At 37.1% G+C, this 18,960-nt stretch carries 16 protein-coding genes; all 16 read left to right on the top strand.

Annotated features, from left to right (window positions below; all coding sequences use genetic code 11):
• The first annotated feature begins 1 nt into the window (after window position 1).
• The gene (locus tag WC496_04275; protein MFA5292234.1) at window positions 2-694 is read left to right on the top strand and encodes an acylneuraminate cytidylyltransferase family protein; all 693 of its coding nucleotides are present in this window, start codon (window positions 2-4) and stop codon (window positions 692-694) included.
• Window positions 685-1,617: an NAD(P)-dependent oxidoreductase gene (locus tag WC496_04270; protein MFA5292233.1), complete on the top strand. Its 933-nt coding sequence runs from the start codon at window positions 685-687 to the stop codon at window positions 1,615-1,617. Before WC496_04275 ends, WC496_04270 begins: the two co-directional genes overlap by 10 nt.
• Before the next feature lie 2 nt (window positions 1,618-1,619).
• On the top strand, window positions 1,620-3,125 hold the full coding sequence (locus tag WC496_04265) for a hypothetical protein (GenBank protein MFA5292232.1): 1,506 nt from the start codon (window positions 1,620-1,622) through the stop codon (window positions 3,123-3,125).
• Between the two features lie 87 nt (window positions 3,126-3,212).
• On the top strand, window positions 3,213-4,655 hold the full coding sequence (locus WC496_04260; protein ID MFA5292231.1) for an oligosaccharide flippase family protein: 1,443 nt from the start codon (window positions 3,213-3,215) through the stop codon (window positions 4,653-4,655).
• Between the two features lie 117 nt (window positions 4,656-4,772).
• A complete protein-coding gene (locus WC496_04255) occupies window positions 4,773-5,936 on the top strand; it encodes a hypothetical protein (protein ID MFA5292230.1) in 1,164 nt (387 codons plus the stop codon).
• Window positions 5,937-5,969: 33 nt separating this feature from the next.
• Window positions 5,970-6,722, top strand: a complete 753-nt coding sequence (locus WC496_04250; protein MFA5292229.1) for a methyltransferase domain-containing protein — start codon at window positions 5,970-5,972, stop codon at window positions 6,720-6,722.
• Between the two features lie 19 nt (window positions 6,723-6,741).
• Window positions 6,742-7,746 carry an N-acetylneuraminate synthase family protein gene (locus WC496_04245; protein MFA5292228.1) on the top strand — a complete coding sequence of 335 codons (1,005 nt, stop codon included), beginning with the start codon at window positions 6,742-6,744 and terminating at the stop codon, window positions 7,744-7,746.
• Window positions 7,747-9,303, top strand: coding sequence for a glycosyltransferase family 39 protein (locus tag WC496_04240; GenBank protein ID MFA5292227.1), 1,557 nt, complete (start codon window positions 7,747-7,749; stop codon window positions 9,301-9,303).
• A gap of 32 nt (window positions 9,304-9,335) precedes the next feature.
• Window positions 9,336-10,826: a radical SAM protein gene (locus WC496_04235; protein ID MFA5292226.1), complete on the top strand. Its 1,491-nt coding sequence runs from the start codon at window positions 9,336-9,338 to the stop codon at window positions 10,824-10,826.
• A 42-nt stretch (window positions 10,827-10,868) separates the two neighbouring features.
• Window positions 10,869-12,029 (top strand): UDP-N-acetylglucosamine 2-epimerase, encoded by a 1,161-nt coding sequence (gene neuC / locus WC496_04230; protein MFA5292225.1) that lies wholly within the window; start codon window positions 10,869-10,871, stop codon window positions 12,027-12,029.
• A gap of 13 nt (window positions 12,030-12,042) precedes the next feature.
• Window positions 12,043-12,759 (top strand): acylneuraminate cytidylyltransferase family protein, encoded by a 717-nt coding sequence (locus WC496_04225; protein ID MFA5292224.1) that lies wholly within the window; start codon window positions 12,043-12,045, stop codon window positions 12,757-12,759.
• A complete protein-coding gene (locus WC496_04220) occupies window positions 12,756-14,417 on the top strand; it encodes a hypothetical protein (GenBank protein MFA5292223.1) in 1,662 nt (553 codons plus the stop codon). The genes WC496_04225 and WC496_04220 overlap by 4 nt, the downstream gene beginning before the upstream one ends.
• Before the next feature lie 6 nt (window positions 14,418-14,423).
• Window positions 14,424-15,011, top strand: coding sequence for a class I SAM-dependent methyltransferase (locus WC496_04215; GenBank protein ID MFA5292222.1), 588 nt, complete (start codon window positions 14,424-14,426; stop codon window positions 15,009-15,011).
• Window positions 14,998-16,008, top strand: a complete 1,011-nt coding sequence (locus tag WC496_04210) for a glycosyltransferase family 1 protein (protein ID MFA5292221.1) — start codon at window positions 14,998-15,000, stop codon at window positions 16,006-16,008. The genes WC496_04215 and WC496_04210 overlap by 14 nt, the downstream gene beginning before the upstream one ends.
• On the top strand, window positions 16,005-17,120 hold the full coding sequence (locus WC496_04205) for a glycosyltransferase (GenBank protein MFA5292220.1): 1,116 nt from the start codon (window positions 16,005-16,007) through the stop codon (window positions 17,118-17,120). The genes WC496_04210 and WC496_04205 overlap by 4 nt, the downstream gene beginning before the upstream one ends.
• A 187-nt stretch (window positions 17,121-17,307) precedes the next feature.
• A complete protein-coding gene (locus WC496_04200; GenBank protein MFA5292219.1) occupies window positions 17,308-18,714 on the top strand; it encodes an undecaprenyl-phosphate glucose phosphotransferase in 1,407 nt (468 codons plus the stop codon).
• Window positions 18,715-18,960: the final 246 nt, after the last annotated feature.

The following is an 18,960-nucleotide window of genomic DNA, read 5'->3' as shown; positions in this document are numbered from 1 at the left end:
AATGAAAATACTGGCGATTATTCCTGCTCGAGGCGGCTCAAAAGGAATCGAAAAGAAAAACATTATCGACCTTTGCGGCCGTCCGCTTTTAGATTATACCATTAAGCCCGCCCTTGAAGTTCTTCGCGACAATATCATATCGGAAGTTATCGTATCTACTGACTGTGCTGAAATCGCAGGTATTGCACAAAAATCAGGGGTTAAAGTGCCGTTTTTGCGTCCCAAAGAATTAGCCGGGGATAAATCGCCGTCTGTAGAGTATGTTTTGCATGCACTTGATTTCTACCAGCAGCAGGGGATTGTATTCGATACGGTTTTGATTTTACAGCCGACAGCTCCTCTGAGGACATATGAGGATATGAAAAATTCCGTTAAGCTTTTCAGCAATCATTCCTGTGACACATTGATATCGGCTTACAAAGAAGAAAAACTAAGCGACCTGATTATGTATCATTGCCGGAATAACTTTGGAATCGCATTAAATAAAGACCATAACAAGGCAATTAGACGGCAGGACCAAAATAATATCTATGTGAGAAATGGCGCGATTTATATTGCAACTGCCGAATTTGTCAGAAAAATGAAAAAACTGATTAGCGATCTTCCGCTGCTTTATGAAATGCCTAAGTCCAGGTCGGTAAATATTGATTCATATGAAGACCTGGAGACTGCAAGGAATATATTGTGCAAATAGGAATTCTTGAACCGTCAGATTTTTCGCAGAAAGCCGTTAATAAGCTTAAAAACATCGGCAATGTGAGCTGTTTTGACGGCGGCAATCTGGACACGTTTTTACACGATAAGGAGATTCTTTTTATTCGTCTGGGGCATCATATTAATAATAACTTTTTGAGCAAAACCGAAAAACTGCAATATCTTTGTACGCCCACAACAGGTTTTAATCACATCGATATGAATTCCGTGCTTAAGAGAAATATAATTGTTGTTTCTCTAAAAGGAGAAGATGCTTTTCTGTCTCAAATAAGAGCGACTCCCGAACATGCATTTGGGCTGGTGCTGGCGCTTTTGCGAAGATACAAATATGCCTTTTTAACCTCCGGCAGGTCTGAATGGAACAGGGATAAATACAAAGGTGAAGAGTTATTTGGCAATATTGTAGGCATTATAGGTTTTGGACGTATTGGGAATATCCTGGCAAATTGGTTTCATTGTTTTGGAGCGAAGGTGTATTTTTATGATACCAAGCCGTCTATCCTGAAAACAGAGCATGCTCAAAGGATAGATGCTCTGGACCAAATGCTTGCTTTGGTTAATATTGTTGTCCTGGCGGCATCATATTCAGAAAGTAACAGGCAATTTTTGGGCAAAAGATATATTGATTTGTTGAAAGGTAAATACTTTGTCAATATCTCCCGAGGCGAACTTGTTGACGAAAAATACCTTATTGAGAAGATAAAAAAGAACTTTTTCAAAGGAGTAGCTCTTGATGTTATTGAAAGCGAAAACTCAGATAATAATCTGCAGGTACTTCTTAAACTTGCCGAAGATAAGCATCTGATTTTGACGCCGCATATCGGTGGCGCAACGTATGAATCGATGCGAAAAACAGAAGAATTTATAGTTGATAAGCTGATAGAAAAGTTAAAAAAAGGATAAAAATGGGAATAATGCTTGTAAACATTACTGATACTTTTCTTTTACAAGTAGCCAAACAGCTAAGGACTAAAAACCTCCATATAGACTTTATAATAGGTCTGGGCATCAACAAGGAGGATTTCGAGGGCACCCCTGTACTTAATTATATGGATTTGATGTGCCCTGAATATTATGCACAGGCCAATATAAGCTCACCATACGCACTTTCTGCGGCAATGATTGAACAATTCGGGGAGTGTGAAAATATATTTCTCTCGAACTCGGACAGATTAGCTTTTTTCAATATCAGTGTCCGGAAAAGAAAAATTATATACTATGACATATTATTATACTGGCATACTTTTTTTAAGATGCACCAAATTGATTGTATTTTTTTTGTGTCGACACCGCATATGGGGTGGGACATTGTCTTGTATTTCGTAGCGGGAAGTCTGGGAATAAAAACCTATTGTCTGGAAAGAACCGGTATAGACGACACGGTGTTTCTTGTAGAAGATTACACTAAAACAGAAAAAGTTCCTTCTGATTACCTGAAAGATAAAACAAAAGATGAAATTGTGGCACTTCTTAATGGGGATCTTTATGAAAAGGTTTTTAAAACGAGTTACTGGATCAAACAGCCTTTTGCCCCCGGTTTACAGGAGATGTCTTCGGGAAAATTAACAAAAAGGTTTTTGGCGTCAGTAAAAAACAACCTGAATTTTCTTAAAAAAATATTGACGGTGGGAAATTATTTTGAGCAACAATTCTCCACAGCTTTTTCCTTGAATTTTCCTGTAAGGAATTTGTTTTTTAAACTTATAGCAAAAATCAAGAGAGTACGAGACAAAAATTTATATAAGTATTACACAAAGTTATCCCGAAAAGCCGACCTTGAAGATAAATACGTATTTTTCCCGTTGCATTTTCAGCCGGAAAGGTCTTCTATACCTTTAGGAGGAGTCTTTGAAAATCAGCTTCTGGCTTTGCAAATACTTTCGAGATCAACCCAGGCCGACTGGAAGATTTATGTCAAAGAGCATCCAAGGCAGTTAAAAAGTCCGCGAATAAATTGCTTACATTACAGAAATAAGGAATACTATGAAACAATCAAAGCCATCCCAAAAGTCGTAATAATAGACATTGAACAGGATACAAAAGAGCTGATAAAAAATGCACAGGTTACTGCGACCCTAACCGGCAGTGCAGGCTGGGAAAGTATCTTATCCGGCAAGGGGTGTGTTGTTTTTGGCGGTCCATGGTATAAGGAATGCCGCAGTTGTTATTTTGTTAATTCGGTTGAAATCTGCAAGCAGGCGATCGAACAAATATTGAGGAAGACAAAATCGGATGTGGAAATGGATTTATTAAAGTTTTTATCATATTCTCAGCATAAATTTATTGTTTCCTCAAACAGTGATTACTTTGCTACAAAATCTGAGAAAAGTTATGAGCGGCTGGTGAATAATTTGGCTGACGCAATTATATCCTCGGTTGTCAACGGAACTAATTGCAGAAAAACAAAGTAAGGACTGTTTCAGATTAAGGGGGTTCCTTTTTCTTTATTTCACATGTTTTTTTAGAAAGACTTAACCTGTAAATAGATTAAGATATTTATGGAAAAACGAGTTGCAAAAAATTTCATCATATATTCTCTGCCCGACATTCTGGCTAAATGTATTTTCTTTTTAACTATGCCGATTACAACTCTGTATTTAACTACGGAGGATTTTGGTTATATAACATTATTTACATTATGTTCGGTTCCATTTACTATTTTGGTTGAGTTCGGTGCAGGTTATATAATAAATTCCACATGGTTTAAATTCAGCAGGAAACAGCAGAGAGAACTGCTGTTCAATTTATTAGCAATATCGGCCCTGATGAATTTTTTAGCAGTCATAATTGTTACTGCCTTCTATAACAGAATTTTTCCAATCCTCGTAGGTGGAAACTGGGAAGCGATTAAAAGCCTTTATTGGGTATTGATTCTAAAGGTTCTATTTGGCATTCCTACGGGAGTATTTATGAGTTGGGTGATTATTGAACAAAAAGCGAAGCTGAGTTCGATTATTCAGATTATTAATATAATTTTAACTGCCGGGGTTACTATTTTGGCTGTGATATTAACCGGCAGTTATAAATATGTTATTCTTGGTAATGTTGCCGTTTTTATTGTTGTAAGCCTTATACAAATAATGGTAATGTTTTCTTCGATTGAATTTAGGTTCAGGTATGAGTATTTTAAATTGGCCTATGAGGTAGGAGGCCCTATTTTTTTAAGGTCAATATTTAACCAGATACGCAAGCAGGTAGATACGTTTTATGTTGCCAAATTATTTGGTGCCGGCCAACTGGCCTTATATGATTTCCCCAAGAGATTTGACAGTATGTTCGCTGGTATAACTGCAAACTATGACAAGAGTTATGAACCATTTATATATAAACAATTATCCGAGAGGGGACTCTTAATATCTAATTTAAGAAGAGTTTTATTCTTCTGGTTTTATGTTACTTTTTTACTTTCGAGTGTGCTATTTGTGTTTGGTCGGCAACTAATCATATTATTTACGCATGGCGTTTTTGGGAATTCATATCCGCTGCTTCTGCTGATTTTGTGTGTAGTGTTCGTGAGGGCAACTTTTGCAGGAACTCCGTTGGTGCTGGTATACTATCAAAAAACCAAATACATATTTTTTGCTACTTTAATTCATGGTATTTTGTCTATTTTTCTTTGTGTCATTCTGGTTAAGCTATATGGCGCCAAGGGAGGTGTTGTTGCAATATGGGCGGGAACATTTGTTTATTTTTTTATAAATTTTTTACTGAAAAGAAAATTGTGTCCTGAACCCTTTATAGAGAAAATTACGTGGCCTTATGTTTTAATATTTCACCTGTTGGTTGTTTTGAAAGTATTTTTTAATACGGATATTCCCATGACCGTGTTTTTTGTCCTGATAGTCATTTTGACAATCCATGGCTATCTCAGAGAGAAAAAATATCTGAGGGGAGTGTTTAATAAAGGGATAAAAATATTTTGGACGATTAAAACCAGTTGATGGAATCGCCAGGGACGTGAAATCGAAAAATAAATGGAAAAACGAATAATATTTGTTCCTCACTACAAAGGGTCATTCGAAACGCTTTTGCTCCTTGCTCAATACGTCAGGAGCAATATGTTAGGCATTCCTTATTTTATTATATATTTTGAAGATAACATGGGGATACAGCAAACGCTGAAAGAACAAGGAATTGATTTTACAATATATAAAATTAAATCGTTCACAAGAATATCAATAATCAATAAGGCCGTTAAGCTTGTCATCGATTTGATTTATGCTGCCAGGTTGGTGAATCGCTTGTCACCTGTGCAGGCAATGGTATGCGTTGTTGAGAGTAACAGGCTGGAGTATGCCTTAATATCTATATTAAACAGAAAAAATATCAATACAATTGTTTTGCAATGGGCGCAAACAATGCCTGGGGGAAATGGGTATTACTCTAATAGGAGCAGCAAGAAAGGCCTTGTAGCGATGGCATGGAATTATCTTAAAGGTTTTATGAGTTGGCTTGTTAAAAAGACGCTGAGGATAAAATATGCCGGAACTTACGGTACCGGTGACGCGAAATTTTTTGCTGTGATGGGTGAGTATTATATGGCTATGTTTTGTGAGCAGGGGGTTTCTGCAGACAAGCTGGTTTTAACGGGACATCCTGAACATGATTACTTATACAAACTATCGCTTAAAACTAAAAGTCCGGAGTTTAAGCGAACAACGCTGGAAGGTTTCGGTCTTGATGGTACCATGCCGCTATGGATAGTAGCGAGGGAGGCGGTTGTTTATTTTAAATTAGTGCCGGAGGAAAAAGATAAACAGGATATATGCACAGTACTTGAGATACTTTCGCGATATCATCCCGATGTACAGATAGTCTTGAAACTTCATCCGCGTGACGTGTTGGGGTATTATGAATTTGTTAAAGAAAAATTTCCTCATGTGATTATTATTCATGAATGTGATTTGTATAAATTGATCGCTGTTTGCGACCTGTATATCTCCCAAATATCGAGCACTATGATGTGGGCGATCACTCTTGACAAGTCTGTTATCAGTTACGATTTCAACAATCAGCAGGGCTGGCATTATTTTCGAAACAGGGAAGGAATCATAAAGGTGGATACCCCTGAAATCCTGGCTGAGAAAGTTAAGGATATCGCAGAAAACGGATTAAGTAATAAAGTTTACCAACAGTACCAGGCGGCGAAAAAAAGGTATATGGTTTTAGACGGTAAAGCTTGTGAACGAATATCTGAGCTTGTTATGCAGGATGGCCGCTGAAAAAAGGCAGCAGAAGAAAGGGTTTTAATTCATATGAATAAAGATTATACCGATTCATGGATCACCGGATTTAATGAAAAAAAACTAATTTCATATCACAATAAATTTTACAAAAACTTTGAAAAGAACATAAAACATTACCAACAGATAGAATTTATTAGAAAGTATCTTAAATACGATATGGAATGGCTGGATGCTCCGATAGGTTCAGGCAGATTGATGGATGAACTGAGCTGCAGAAATATGCTTGGATTCGACAAGAGTCCTGCTTTTGTCAGTTATAATAACTCAAAAGGCAGGAAAACCATTGAAGGGGATTTGTTTAATATGCCTTTTAATGAAAGGTTTGGCCTTATTACCTGCCTGCATACTCTTTTTGCATTCGATGAATTTAGGCAGATATTAAAAGAGCTTGTATCAGCCTTGAAAAAAGACGGTATATTGATTGCAGATATTGTTAATCGTAGCCATATTGAAGCAAGTAACCTAAAATGCGGGCAGTATCCTTATAAATCGGCATTAACAAGAGAGGAAATAATAGAGTTTTTTGAGAGTCTTAACTGTAAGGTAATAGAAATAGAACTTCACGACTTATATGATAACAGGTTTATTCTGCACTGGAGAAATAATGGTAATAGATGGATAAGGATACTTAAGAAAATTTTATACAAGCTGCTCAATATTCTGTATTTTAGGCTTCATCTAAAAACCGTATTCGATAAATTTTCTAAGAACCGGGATAAAAAATATTACACAAAATACCTTGTGGCAGTTAAAAAGAAATAATTTAAAGGGTGTATGGGATATGGAAAAGGTATTTATTATTGCTGAAATAGGCAACTCTCACGAGGGTTCGGTTGGACTTGCAAAGCGTTTTATAAAGACAGCCGCTGATTGTGGTGCGGATGCAGCCAAGTTCCAGACTCATATATTTGACGCGGAAAGTCTGCCTAACGCACCGACACCATCCTATTTTAAGGATGAAAGCAGAAAAGAGTATTTTGAAAGAACCGCTTTTGATTTGAAACAATACAAAGAATTAAAAAGATATACTGAGGAAGAGTGCGGCATAGAGTTTATCTCGTCGGTTTTTTCTCTGGAGGCGGTGGATTTATTGGAACATGCAGGAGTGAAAAGACATAAGATACCATCAGGTGAAGTTACTAATATTCCTTTGCTGGAGAAAGTAGCGTCTATCGGCAAGCCGGTTTTGCTGTCTTCAGGAATGAGCACGTGGTCCGAATTGGATAAAGCAATAGAGACGCTGAAAGCCGATGGCTGCAGGGATATTACGGTATTGCAATGTTCTTCTTTTTATCCTTGCCCCCCTGAAAAAGCTGGATTAAATATTCTGACTGAGATGAAAAACAGATACAATCTTGCCGTGGGTTTTTCAGACCATTCACTTGGGATATCGGCCTCTATAGGAGCTGTAATGTTGGGTGCTGAAGTGATTGAAAGGCACTTTACCCTCTCCAAGGAAATGTATGGTTCCGATGCCAAACATTCCCTCGAACCTGACGAGTTTAAGCAATTGATTAAAGAAATCAGAGAAATAGAGAAGATTATTTCATCAAAAGCTGGAAAGGACAAATTGGCCGAGGAATTGAAGGATATGAAAGTTACATTTGAAAAAAGCATTGTAACAAAAAACCTTATTCCTAAAGGAACTAAAATAACTCTCGACATGATTGCATTTAAAAAACCAGGGGATGGCATAAAACCCGACAAATACAAAGAGATAATCGGCAGAATCGCTAAATTAAGCATAGCTGCAGATATGAAAATTACAATGGAGATGCTGGCGTAAATGATAAGAAGTGGAAAACAAAAATTATTACTTATATTATGTGCGGCTTTTATAGTCAGGCTATTTCAGCTTTTTACTGTTTTTGCTATATCTGGTGATGGCCCAGTTTATATCGAAATGGCAAGAAATTTTTATGTTGGTAATTTAAAAGCAGGGTTGGCACGGGACTATCCGCCGCTTTATCCGCTTTTAATTACGGGGGTCTATAGTATAACTCGCGATTGGGTTGTTGCCGGCTGGCTGGTTTCGTTTGTCTGTGGAATTCTGACAATTTTACCGATTTATTATCTTGCCAGAGATGTATTTGGTGAAAAAGTTGCGGAAGTCACGGCTGTTTTGTCCGCCTTTTATCCGGCTTTATCACAATATTCTGTAGTAGTTCTTTCGCAATCTGTCTATGTATTTCTGTTTATGATGACAGTCTGGCTGGGCTGGAAAGCGATAACTAACAACAGTAAGCGGATGTATTTTCTTACGGGCCTTTTATCAGGGCTGAATTATCTTGCCAGGCCGGAAGGATTGGGAATAGTTATAGTGATGGCTCTTTATACTTTTTCTACTGGGTTTTCTTCGTTTAAAAATACCTATAAAAAAAAGATAATTTTAATTACTATTATGTGCATGGGAGTTTTCATTTTTGTTGCTCCCTATGTTTTATATGTCAAAGGTGAAACAGGAGAATGGCGGCTAAGTAAAAAGAAAAGCATCATTACTGCGATAACCGGCAGTGAAGACGTAACAACACCAGATAACACAGGGTCTTATTATTTAAGAATACCTTGTTATTCAAAACTGGAAGGTGGTTATATAAAAATGCTGATCGAGATGTCAATTTTATTTGTCCGTATTTATATCCCTGTCTTGTTTCTGCTGATGTTGTTCGGACTGATGAGTAGAAAAATAATTCCGTGGAGTCTTGGATACGAAATTTTTATAGGCATAATTATTCTATTTCATATCCTTGTTTTTTCATTGTTTTATCTCTCTGAACGACAGCTTATGCCATTGGCCGCTGCAAGTCTGTTTTGGGCAGCCATTGGTTTTAATGAATTACATAATCTGATTATAACAAAAGTTGTATGGGCCAGGGAAAGGGTAAAAAAAAATCAGGGGAAAATATTTTGGATTTTACTGACGGCAGTAATTCTTACTTTATTGCCTTATACGTTCAGGCCGCAGGATAGAGATAAAATAGGGCAAAGAAAAGTTGGGGAATGGATGAAAGAAAATTGTGGAGAGAATTCTTACATCTTAACGGATATGAGTCGTGCAGCTTTTTACGCAGGAGGCTATTTTGTACCGCTTCAAAATAGACTCAACATCGACAAATATGAAGATTTGATTAAATTTGCAAAAACGCCTAATGAAGGCAGCTATAATTATAATTCAGGCCGCAGCCATAGTATAGATTATATTGTAATTGACAAATCGAGAATTGCTAATTGTTGTCCTGATTTTTTAGATTCCGTTGATTCTGCAATATTAGAGGAGATTCATGTTCAGCCTAAATTAGAACATTCAACCTATGGTGAAATTGTTGTTTATAAAGTGAAGTAATCTTTCTTTTAAAAAATTTGTAGCATTTTGTTATGCCAATTAAAAAAGTACTTTTGATACAGCCGCCATTGGGCAGGGGAATGACGAAGGAGCTTTTTCAGCCCATATTCCCTTACGGCCTCGCTTATGTTGCAACTTCTTTGTTGAACAGTGGTTATGAAGTAGAAATCTTCGATATTTATGCTAATCGCTGGAACAGAAACCAGGTTTTGGGAAAAATCAAAAACATTCATTGTGACGTTATTGGCATTACCGCCATGTCAACTCAATATTCCTATGTTAAATGGCTTGCCGGCGAACTCAAAAAACAAATTAATACCAGGATTGTTCTTGGCGGCTTATTGGCAACATACAGCAGCCCCATAGTATTAAAAAATACTCAAATAGATGTTTGTGTTGTCGGAGAAGGTGAAACTACTATAGTGGAGTTGCTGGACAATATAGATGACTTGAAGAAGGTAAGCGGGATAGCTTACAGGGATAATGGCAGAATAATAGAAAATCAGCCGCGGGAATACATTGAAGACCTCGATACTCTTCCGCGGCCGGCGTATCATCTGTTTCCAATGGATATTTATACAAAAACTAAATTTTATATACATGACCCAACTACCAAAATTTTCAAACGAAGATTGACACTCAAAACTATGGGAGTTCTTACCGGCAGAGGATGTCCATATAATTGCAATTTCTGTTCAAAAAGCTTCAAAGGCCTGAGATTAAAATCAATCGATTGTATTATCGATGAGATTAAATACCTGCAGGAAAAGTATGGAGTAGAAGGTATTCATTTTATTGATGAATTGTTTGTAGTTAACAAAAGAAGAGCCTGTGAATTGGCAAAAAGGCTTGGTTCTTTAAACATAAAGTGGGATGCTCAGGGCCGAGTTAATACAATCGATTATGATTTGCTGTGTGAGATGAAAAAGGCAGGTTGTGTGGCCGTAGGCTTTGGTGTCGAATCCGGCAGTAACAGGATATTGGCGAATATGAATAAACATATTACTGCCGAACAATCCGCCCAGGCAATGGAAGATGCCGGGAAAGCCGGTTTGCATATAAAGGTACAGTTGATACTTGGTTATCCGGGCGAATCGGAGGAAACAGTTGCAGAAACAGTAAACTTTTTCCAAAAAGTGAAACATCCTGCCAGAAGATTTTCATTAATACTTCCTTTACCGGGCTCGGCCCTTTATAATGAAGCAGTTAATAAAGCCTTGATTAAAGACGAAGAAAAATATCTGACTCAAATATTTGATGGGTATGGAAGTGATAGATATCCCGTGTTTATTAATTTTACAGATTTAACGACCGAGCAGATTTATAAACTGAAGAGAAAAGCTGAAATGGAAATGGAAAGGAATTATCGACGGCATTTAATGAAACACCCGTCGCTTTTTATTAGGCACCTTTATGCTGAATTGATGAATTCTATTTATACTTTTATACGCAGGTTTGTAAAATTTATTAACGACCCAGTTTTTTATGCTAAAAAAATATGGGCAAGAATTTATGGTTTTTGAATTAAAGTATTTTTATAGCAAGAAATAAGAAAGGACCTGTTGATGAAAAAAAAGAAGATTTGCATAGTCATTGCCAACCGTGCAAATTATAGCAGCATTAAATCTGTAATAGAGGCGATTGGCAAACATCCTCGATTAGAGCATCAGTTGATTGTAGGCTCATCAGCCGTGCTCGACCGTTTTGGTTCAGTGGTAAATTTGATTAAAAAAGACGGGTTTATTCCAGATGCTGTTTTTCATATGATTGTAGAAGGTGAAACGCCGGCAACTATGGCAAAATCTGCAGGACTTGGCTTGCTGGAGTTGTCTACATTGTTTTTAAACCTGAAACCGGATATTGTTATTACTGTCGGCGACCGTTTTGAGATAATTACTGTTGCAGTAGCTGCGATATTAATGAATATTACTCTGGCTCATACTATGGGAGGAGAAATCTCAGGAACGATAGATGAAAGTATAAGACATGCAGTTACAAAGTTGGCACACATCCATTTTCCTGCAAATCAGGAAAGTGCGGATAGGATTATCAAAATGGGTGAAAGACCTGAAAATGTCCATGTAGTGGGTTGCCCAAGGATAGATTTGGTTAAAAGTGTTCTAAAACGGAAAAATAAATTAAACAGGAATATATTTAAAGAGTTTAAAGGTGTCGGTGAGACATTCAGTTTCAGTAAGCCTTTTTTGCTGGTTGTGCAACATCCTGTAACCACAGAATACGGTCAAGGCAGGAAGCAAATCGAGGAAACTCTCTTTGCATTAGACACTCTTAAGATGCCCACTATAATGCTTTGGCCGAATGTTGACGCCGGCTCTGAAGATATAGCAAAGGGAATAAGAACATTCAGAGAGCGTAACAATGCTAATTATTTACATTTATTTAAAAATCTGCCTCCTGAAGTATATATAAGGCTGATGGATACCTGTAAATGTGTCATCGGCAATACCAGCAGTGCGATACGTGAAGGCGCCTTTATTGGTACCCCCGCAGTAAATATAGGCTCCAGGCAGAATGGAAGACAGAGAGGCAAAAATGTTATTGATGTGGATTGTGACCGTAAGCAAATTGTCAACGCGATAAAAAAACAGATAAAACATGGAAAATATAATTCAGAACACATCTATGGAAATGGAAATGCAGGAGAAAGGATAGCTGATATATTATCTAAATGTAATATAAACATTCAAAAGCAGAATTTTTATTGATATTGAAACAAAAATGAAATCAAAAATACTGGCTGTTATACCGGCCCGCGGCGGCTCAAAAGCTGTTCCTTACAAAAACATCAAACTTTTGCTCGGCAGACCGTTGGTCGAATATACTTTTGAAGCGGCAAAGGCCAGCAAACTTTTGAATCGCATCATCATATCTACGGATGATGAGAAAATCGCTGAAATCGCCGGAGATAATAAAATAGAAGTCCCTTTTTTCAGGCCTAAAGAATTGGCTCAGGACGATACCCCTTCTTTACCAGTCATAAAACACGCTGTTAGTTTTTTAGAAGAGAAAGAAAATTACAAACCGGATTACATTGTTATATTGCAGCCAACTTCGCCGTTAAGAAAAGCCCTGCATATCGATGAGGCACTTAAAATTTTAATTGAAACAGGCACCGATTCTGTGGTCAGTGTGATGCATATACATCATCAGTGTAATCCATATTCGGTAATGGAAATTAGAGATGGCAAACTTGTTCCCTTTATAGCCAACAGCGAAAAATATACTCAAAGGCAGGCAAAACCGGCGTTTTATGTCAGAAACGGAGCGGCGATTTACGCCTTTAAATATGAAACTTTGATGAAAAAGAACTCTTTTTTTGGCGATGATTGCAGACCTTATTTAATGAATAAAGTCGATTCTGTGGATATAGATGATTTGATTGATTTTGAATTTGCCGAACTACTCTTGAGCAAAAGACAAAAGGCGTCTGAATGACAAATGCTATTATTAAATTACTTGACTGGATGGACATTAAGGGAATTACGAAGTTTTACGTTGCCGAACTTTTAGACATGCGTTTGTGTGCTCAGATTAAAAGTATAGTTTCTAAAAAAAATAACCTGCCGTATTCAAACAATAATAGTCATAATAAAAAAGTGCTCTTTTTTACAGTACAGGGTAGACCAAATATGCTTCCTGTCATTGAAGGTCTTTTGGCACATAGCTTAAATTCCCGAGGCGCATATTCTGAAATGATTATTTGTGACAGGATTTTACCTGTTTGCGATTTGCCTTTTGTCACAACATCTGATGCTGAATTGCTGTGTAAAGCTTGCGGTACTGCGGCTAAAAGAATCTATAGCAGTTTCAAACTGCCATATCATTTTTTTAGTCAATTTATTAATCAGCATCAAATCAACAAAGCTGAAGAAATAGTTGATTCTATAAAATTTGAAGATTACTTTGGCTTCGAATATCTCGGCGTCGATATCGGCAAACATGTTTATTCTTCTGTGTTACGTTATTTACTGAAGGGGTCTATAGGGAACGATAATTTTACGAAAAGTATTTGCCGGGAATATATGAAAAGCGCCATTATAATGGCCCAAATCAGCAAGAAAATCATCGAAGAATTAAGGCCTGACTCGGTAGTGATGCATCATGGAATTTATTGTACGACAGGAATTTTTGCAGAATATGCCAAGAAGCAAGGTATTCATATAGTTGTTTTTACGCCGGCGTACAGAAAAAATACCTATCTTTTCAGCCATAATGATACCTATCATAGGACTTTGCAGGATGAGTCGATCGATAACTGGGAGAATTTGAGTTTCTCAGAGCAGCACAGAAAAATGTTGGATGGCTATTTGGATTCAAGAAGATGGGGCTCTCAGGATTTTATTTCTTATCACCCCAATCCTTTGGAGAGTAAGTTAAAAATAATAAAAGAATTGGGGTTAAACGTATCCAAAAAAACCGTAGGCCTGTTTACAAATCTTTCCTGGGACGGCCAGGTCGTTTTTCATGATACCGCCTTTAGTAGTATGGTAGAGTGGATTATGGAAACTATTAGCTTTTTTATTAAACGGCCCGACTTGCAGCTTGTCATCCGCATACATCCTGCGGAAGTAAAAAGTACTGTCGAAACGCAGCAAAAGCTTTACCCGCTAATACGCGATAAATTCCCTGATTTACCCGACAACATAAAAGTTGTTGATTCACGAAGTGATATAAGCACTTATACTTTAAGTGAGTTAGTTAGTACGGCTTTAGTTTATACTACAAAAGTGGGCCTTGAATTTGCCATTAAAGGCATTCCGGTGATTGTTGGGGGAGAAGCATTTTACAGAGGCAAAGGATTTACGTATGATGCTGATTCCAAAGCAGAATATTTTTCCCTGCTGGATAATCTTTCAAACCTCAAGAAAAATTCTCCTGAGCTAATCGAAAAAGCAAGAAAATATGCTTATTATTATTTCTTCAGAAGATTTATCCCATTTAATTACACTATTAATCGAACATGGAACAATGTTGTTGGAATCAATATCAAAAACTTAGATGAACTCCGTTCCGGCAGAAATAAATATCTTGATTTGATATGCGCAGGTATATTAGAGAATAAACCTTTCGTAATAGATACATCGGAAATATAGTTGAAGATGAATAAGAATTCAACCAATAAAATTCTTGACCTTGGCTGCGGTAAAAATAAATATCCCGGCGCTATTGGGATAGATTTTAACAAAAATACCAACGCTGACATTATTCACAATTTAGATATATTCCCTTATCCTTTTGGAAATAACGAGTTTGATACAATAGTCATTAATCATAGCATTGAGCATTTAGATGATGTCGTCAGGGTAATGGAAGAAGTGCACAGGATTGCAAAACCAGACGCTCATGTTCTGATTAACGCTCCATATTTTACAAGCGTCGATGCTTTTACCGACCCTACTCACAAACACTTTTTTACAGCCAGAAGCTTTGATTATTTTACCGGAGATTTTGAGTCGTTTGGCTACTATTCCGATGTGAAATTCCGCAAACTAAAGGTTGAAATAAGATTTTGGGAGTGGAAAAGGTTTAAATGGTTTAGGTTGCAAAATTGGCTCGGTTTGGGGTTGCTCGCAAATAAGTTCACAAAGTTCTACGAGGTGTTCTTTGCGCACATTTTCCCTGCCAGGGAAATTCATTACGAACTTCAGATAATTAAACAAAAGTCTGACAATAATGATTCTGTTTGACGCCAGATGGATAGGCTCTCACGGTATTGGCCGCTTTGCAGAAGAGGTGATTAAACGATTGCCGAATGTTCTGCCGATACAAGGAAAACTTCCGCCTCTCCATCCTCTTAATCCTTTTTATATAAGCTGGTTAATAAAAAAAACTAATCCTTCTGTATTTTACACTCCCGGCTTTAATCCGCCCTTGTATAGCAGCGTACCTTTTGTTTTTACAATTCATGATTTGAATCATATACAGTTTGTCTCCAATCCGGGCGTATTTAAACGGACTTACTATGACCTGATTTTAAAACCGGCCTGTCACAGGGCTTTTAAAGTCGTAACTGTATCGGAATTTTCGCGACGCAGCATTATCGAGTGGAGCAATGTATCAGAGGACAGAGTTGTCAATGTCGGTAATGGTGTATCGAAAGAATATTGTCCTGACGGCAAAAGATATACTCCCGGTTATCCGTACATTTTTTGGGTCGGCAATTATAAACCTCATAAGAACCTGTCGAGATTACTTGATGCATTCCTGTGCTCGGGTGTGAAAAAAGATGTGAAATTGCTTCTGGCAGGTGAATTAGATGCATCATCGACAGCTTTAGTTAAAGAAAAAAAATTGGCAAATGACGTTGTCTTTGCGGGGCTGATATCGGAAGAAAAGATGCCTTCGTACTACCGTGGCGCAGAAGCATTTGTATTTCCATCTTTATATGAAGGCTTTGGCCTGCCTGTATTGGAGGCAATGGCATGCGGTACACCGGTAATTACTTCAAATTGCACTGCATTACCCGAGGTAGCCGGCACCGCTTGTATGTTAATAAATTCGGAAAACACAGACGCAATTGCCGAGGCAATAAATGAAATAGTCAGAAATTTATCACTTAGGAAAAGTCTTCGGGCCCAAGGTATAAAACAAGCCGGCAGGTTTTCGTGGAATCAGACAGCCGCTAAAATACAAAAAATTCTGGAACAAGCTTCTCATCATAAGAGAAAGTGTTATAAGGAATGAAGATAGCCTTAATCTGTGACTGGCTGACAGGTATGAGAGGGGGCGAAAGATGCCTTGAGGCAGTTTGCGAAATATATCCGCAAGCGGACATTTTTACATTAATTTATTTCCCTGGAACTGTATCAACAACCATCGAATCGCATAGAATCCGCACGTCATATATTCAGAAATTACCCTGTAATATCAAAAGTTTCAGAAGATATTTACCTCTTTTTAGCCATGCAATACAACAGTTTGATTTAACTGATTATAATCTTGTAATCAGTTTTAGTCATTGCGTCGCGAAAAATGTTAGAGTTCCTAAAAATATACCACACATATGTTATTGCCATACACCGATGCGATATGCGTGGCAGATGCGAAATGAGTATCTTAAGAGTTTGAATTTTATAAAGAAGATACCTGCTGGTTTTATGCTTGACTATCTCAAAAAATATGACAGAAATACCGCAGCGAGAGTGACTCATTTCATAGCAAACAGCAAATATGTTCAAAATAGAATCTATCAGGCCTATAAAAGAGATTCAGTTGTTATTTATCCGCCGGTTGATTATGAACGTTTCACTTTGTCTAACGTGGATGAGGGTTATTTTCTTATCGTTTCTGCATTGGTTCCATATAAACGGGTAGATATAGCTATTGATGCTTTCAACAATTTAGCCGCAAAACTTCTGGTAATTGGCAATGGTCCACAATTGCAGAAACTTAAATGTTCTGCCTCAGCCAATATATCTTTTATAGAAAATGCCAGCGATAATGAAGTAGCTGATTATATGCAAAAATGTACTGCTTTGCTGTTTCCTGGCGAAGAGGATTTTGGAATTGTACCACTGGAGGCACAAGCTTGCGGCAAACCTGTTATAGCTTTTGGCAGGGGAGGTGCTCTGGAAACTGTAATTGGATTAAATAGTACCGATTCCAATCAGGATATAGCCACCGGAATATTTTTTTACAAACAAACCCCTGAGAGTTTGCGAGAAGCAATTTTGTTTTTTGAGCAAAACAGAAACAAAATTAAATCTATTAATTGCAGAAATAACATTCTGCGGTTTGGCCGACAACTCTACAAAGAAGCATTTCAAAAATTCATTCACAATGCAATAAAGTCTTAATTCTTAAGTTTGTATATGACCTTCCCCCCAAAAAAATCCCCATTATTCTCAAATAAGACTAAGTAAAATTTTTCTGGACTGATTAAAAATCTTTTGGTAAAAAACAATCTGGCAATTGAAAAATATTGAGTTTATAGCAATAAACCTGTGTATTTGGTCTTATTTTTAGCAGAATGGATTTATTTTTATGTTGAGGATGCATACAACTTTTCTCTCGTTCCTTCGTTCTATTATTGATATAGCGATTATTTGTTTTTGCTGGATTATTGTTTATTTTCTGAGATTCTATTCCGGGCTATTTGTATCCACCAAAGGAATACCTTCCTTCAAAAACCATTTGTTATTGCTTATTCCTGTTGTATGTATTTGTTATATAGGCTGTCTATGGGGAGGACTTTACAAACCTAAGCGAATTCAAAATATCTTAAAGCAATTCATTGAAGTATTGAAAGCGACTTTACTCGGCTGGATGCTTCTTTTGGCTTTTTTTTACTACATAAAGGATGTTCCTTACTCAAGAAAACTTTTGACTGTATTTGTATTTATGCTGCTTTTAGGTTTTTTCTTTTCACATCTTCTTATAATGAGCATTTTAAGATTTTTTAGAAAAAGAGGCTATAATCTCAGATATTATGCTGTAATAGGAGCCGGCAGAAAAGGAATACAGCTTGTAGAGGATATCCAGCAAATGAATTGGACTGGTTTGAAATGTGCTTTCTTCATAGATAATGACCCTGAAGTTATCGGCACTCAAATATTAGGGACGGATGTATATGGACCAATTGAAAAAATTATAGATCTCGTCAAATCCAATAGAGTAGATGAGGTTTATCTTACGCTGGATGGCGGCGAAGCATTAAAAATGTTTCCTTATCTTGAATCCCTGCAAAGTGCCGGCATAACGATAAGAATTATTCCTGATTGGGGTAATTTAATTTCAATCAACCAACCTGTAGTTTTTTCTATTGGTTCACAAATTTTGTTTTCTGCGGCCGATTCGCCATTGAGCGGCCATATGGTTATCCTTAAACAAATTTTTGATACGTTAATAGCAACTCTATTAATTATTTTATTTTCATTTCCTATGATTATTATTGCATTGCTAATCAAACTAACAAGCAAAGGACCGGTCTTCTATAAACAAGTTCGGATGGGTTTGGATCAAAAAGAATTTGAAATCATAAAATTTCGTACAATGATAACTAATGCAGAAGAAAAAAATGGGCCGCAGTGGTCCATTCAAAATGATAATAGATGTACTTCAGTCGGCAGGTGGCTGCGGAGAACAAGCCTTGATGAATTACCACAACTTATAAATGTGCTAAAAGGAGATTTGAGTTTGGTTGGTCCCCGGCCGGAACGCCCCTGTTTTGTAAAACAATTTTCTGAAGAGTATAGAAGGTATATGCTAAGACATAAAGTCAAGGCAGGAATAACAGGATGGGCACAAGTGAATGGTTTTAGAGGTAATACATCTCTAAGGAAAAGATTGATTTACGACCTGTATTATGTTAAAAACTGGTCTTTTGCTTTTGATATAGGGATTCTGCTATTGACGCCATGGCAGGTCATCAGGGGGGAAAATGCACATTAGCAATATAATATCGAAAAAACTAATATATTATACTGATGAGACCTCTGAATGGTCAGGTGCTGAACAGATGAGGGTACTTGGCTTGCTAATTATACTGCCTGTTCCTGTTTCATTTCATACATTTCTTCATATATCTGTTTGCTGTTCGAGATTGTCCGGTGTACTGCCGTTAGCAAAAGGGTTTCAAATCCCCTTGGGGCTAAGTGAATGAAACAGGCGCCTTTTTTCAAAGGCGCCTGTTTTAGT

The sequence above is a fragment of the Phycisphaerae bacterium genome (assembly GCA_041652575.1).
Taxonomy (GTDB): domain Bacteria; phylum Planctomycetota; class Phycisphaerae; order Sedimentisphaerales; family UBA12454; genus UBA12454.
This window is presented reverse-complemented; position numbering and strand designations above follow the sequence as displayed.

Excerpts from the sequence above, each read along its gene's own strand:
- WC496_04275 (MFA5292234.1), top strand. The coding sequence starts at position 2 with ATGAAAATACTGGCGATTATTCCTGCTCGAGGCGGCTCAAAAGGAATC.
- WC496_04265 (MFA5292232.1), top strand. The coding sequence starts at position 1,620 with ATGGGAATAATGCTTGTAAACATTACTGATACTTTTCTTTTACAAGTA.
- WC496_04260 (MFA5292231.1), top strand. The coding sequence starts at position 3,213 with ATGGAAAAACGAGTTGCAAAAAATTTCATCATATATTCTCTGCCCGAC.
- WC496_04255 (MFA5292230.1), top strand. The coding sequence starts at position 4,773 with ATGTTAGGCATTCCTTATTTTATTATATATTTTGAAGATAACATGGGG.
- WC496_04250 (MFA5292229.1), top strand. The coding sequence starts at position 5,970 with ATGAATAAAGATTATACCGATTCATGGATCACCGGATTTAATGAAAAA.
- WC496_04245 (MFA5292228.1), top strand. The coding sequence starts at position 6,742 with ATGGAAAAGGTATTTATTATTGCTGAAATAGGCAACTCTCACGAGGGT.
- WC496_04240 (MFA5292227.1), top strand. The coding sequence starts at position 7,747 with ATGATAAGAAGTGGAAAACAAAAATTATTACTTATATTATGTGCGGCT.
- WC496_04235 (MFA5292226.1), top strand. The coding sequence starts at position 9,336 with ATGCCAATTAAAAAAGTACTTTTGATACAGCCGCCATTGGGCAGGGGA.
- neuC (MFA5292225.1), top strand. The coding sequence starts at position 10,869 with ATGAAAAAAAAGAAGATTTGCATAGTCATTGCCAACCGTGCAAATTAT.
- WC496_04225 (MFA5292224.1), top strand. The coding sequence starts at position 12,043 with ATGAAATCAAAAATACTGGCTGTTATACCGGCCCGCGGCGGCTCAAAA.
- WC496_04220 (MFA5292223.1), top strand. The coding sequence starts at position 12,756 with ATGACAAATGCTATTATTAAATTACTTGACTGGATGGACATTAAGGGA.
- WC496_04215 (MFA5292222.1), top strand. The coding sequence starts at position 14,424 with ATGAATAAGAATTCAACCAATAAAATTCTTGACCTTGGCTGCGGTAAA.
- WC496_04210 (MFA5292221.1), top strand. The coding sequence starts at position 14,998 with ATGATTCTGTTTGACGCCAGATGGATAGGCTCTCACGGTATTGGCCGC.
- WC496_04205 (MFA5292220.1), top strand. The coding sequence starts at position 16,005 with ATGAAGATAGCCTTAATCTGTGACTGGCTGACAGGTATGAGAGGGGGC.
- WC496_04200 (MFA5292219.1), top strand. The coding sequence starts at position 17,308 with ATGTTGAGGATGCATACAACTTTTCTCTCGTTCCTTCGTTCTATTATT.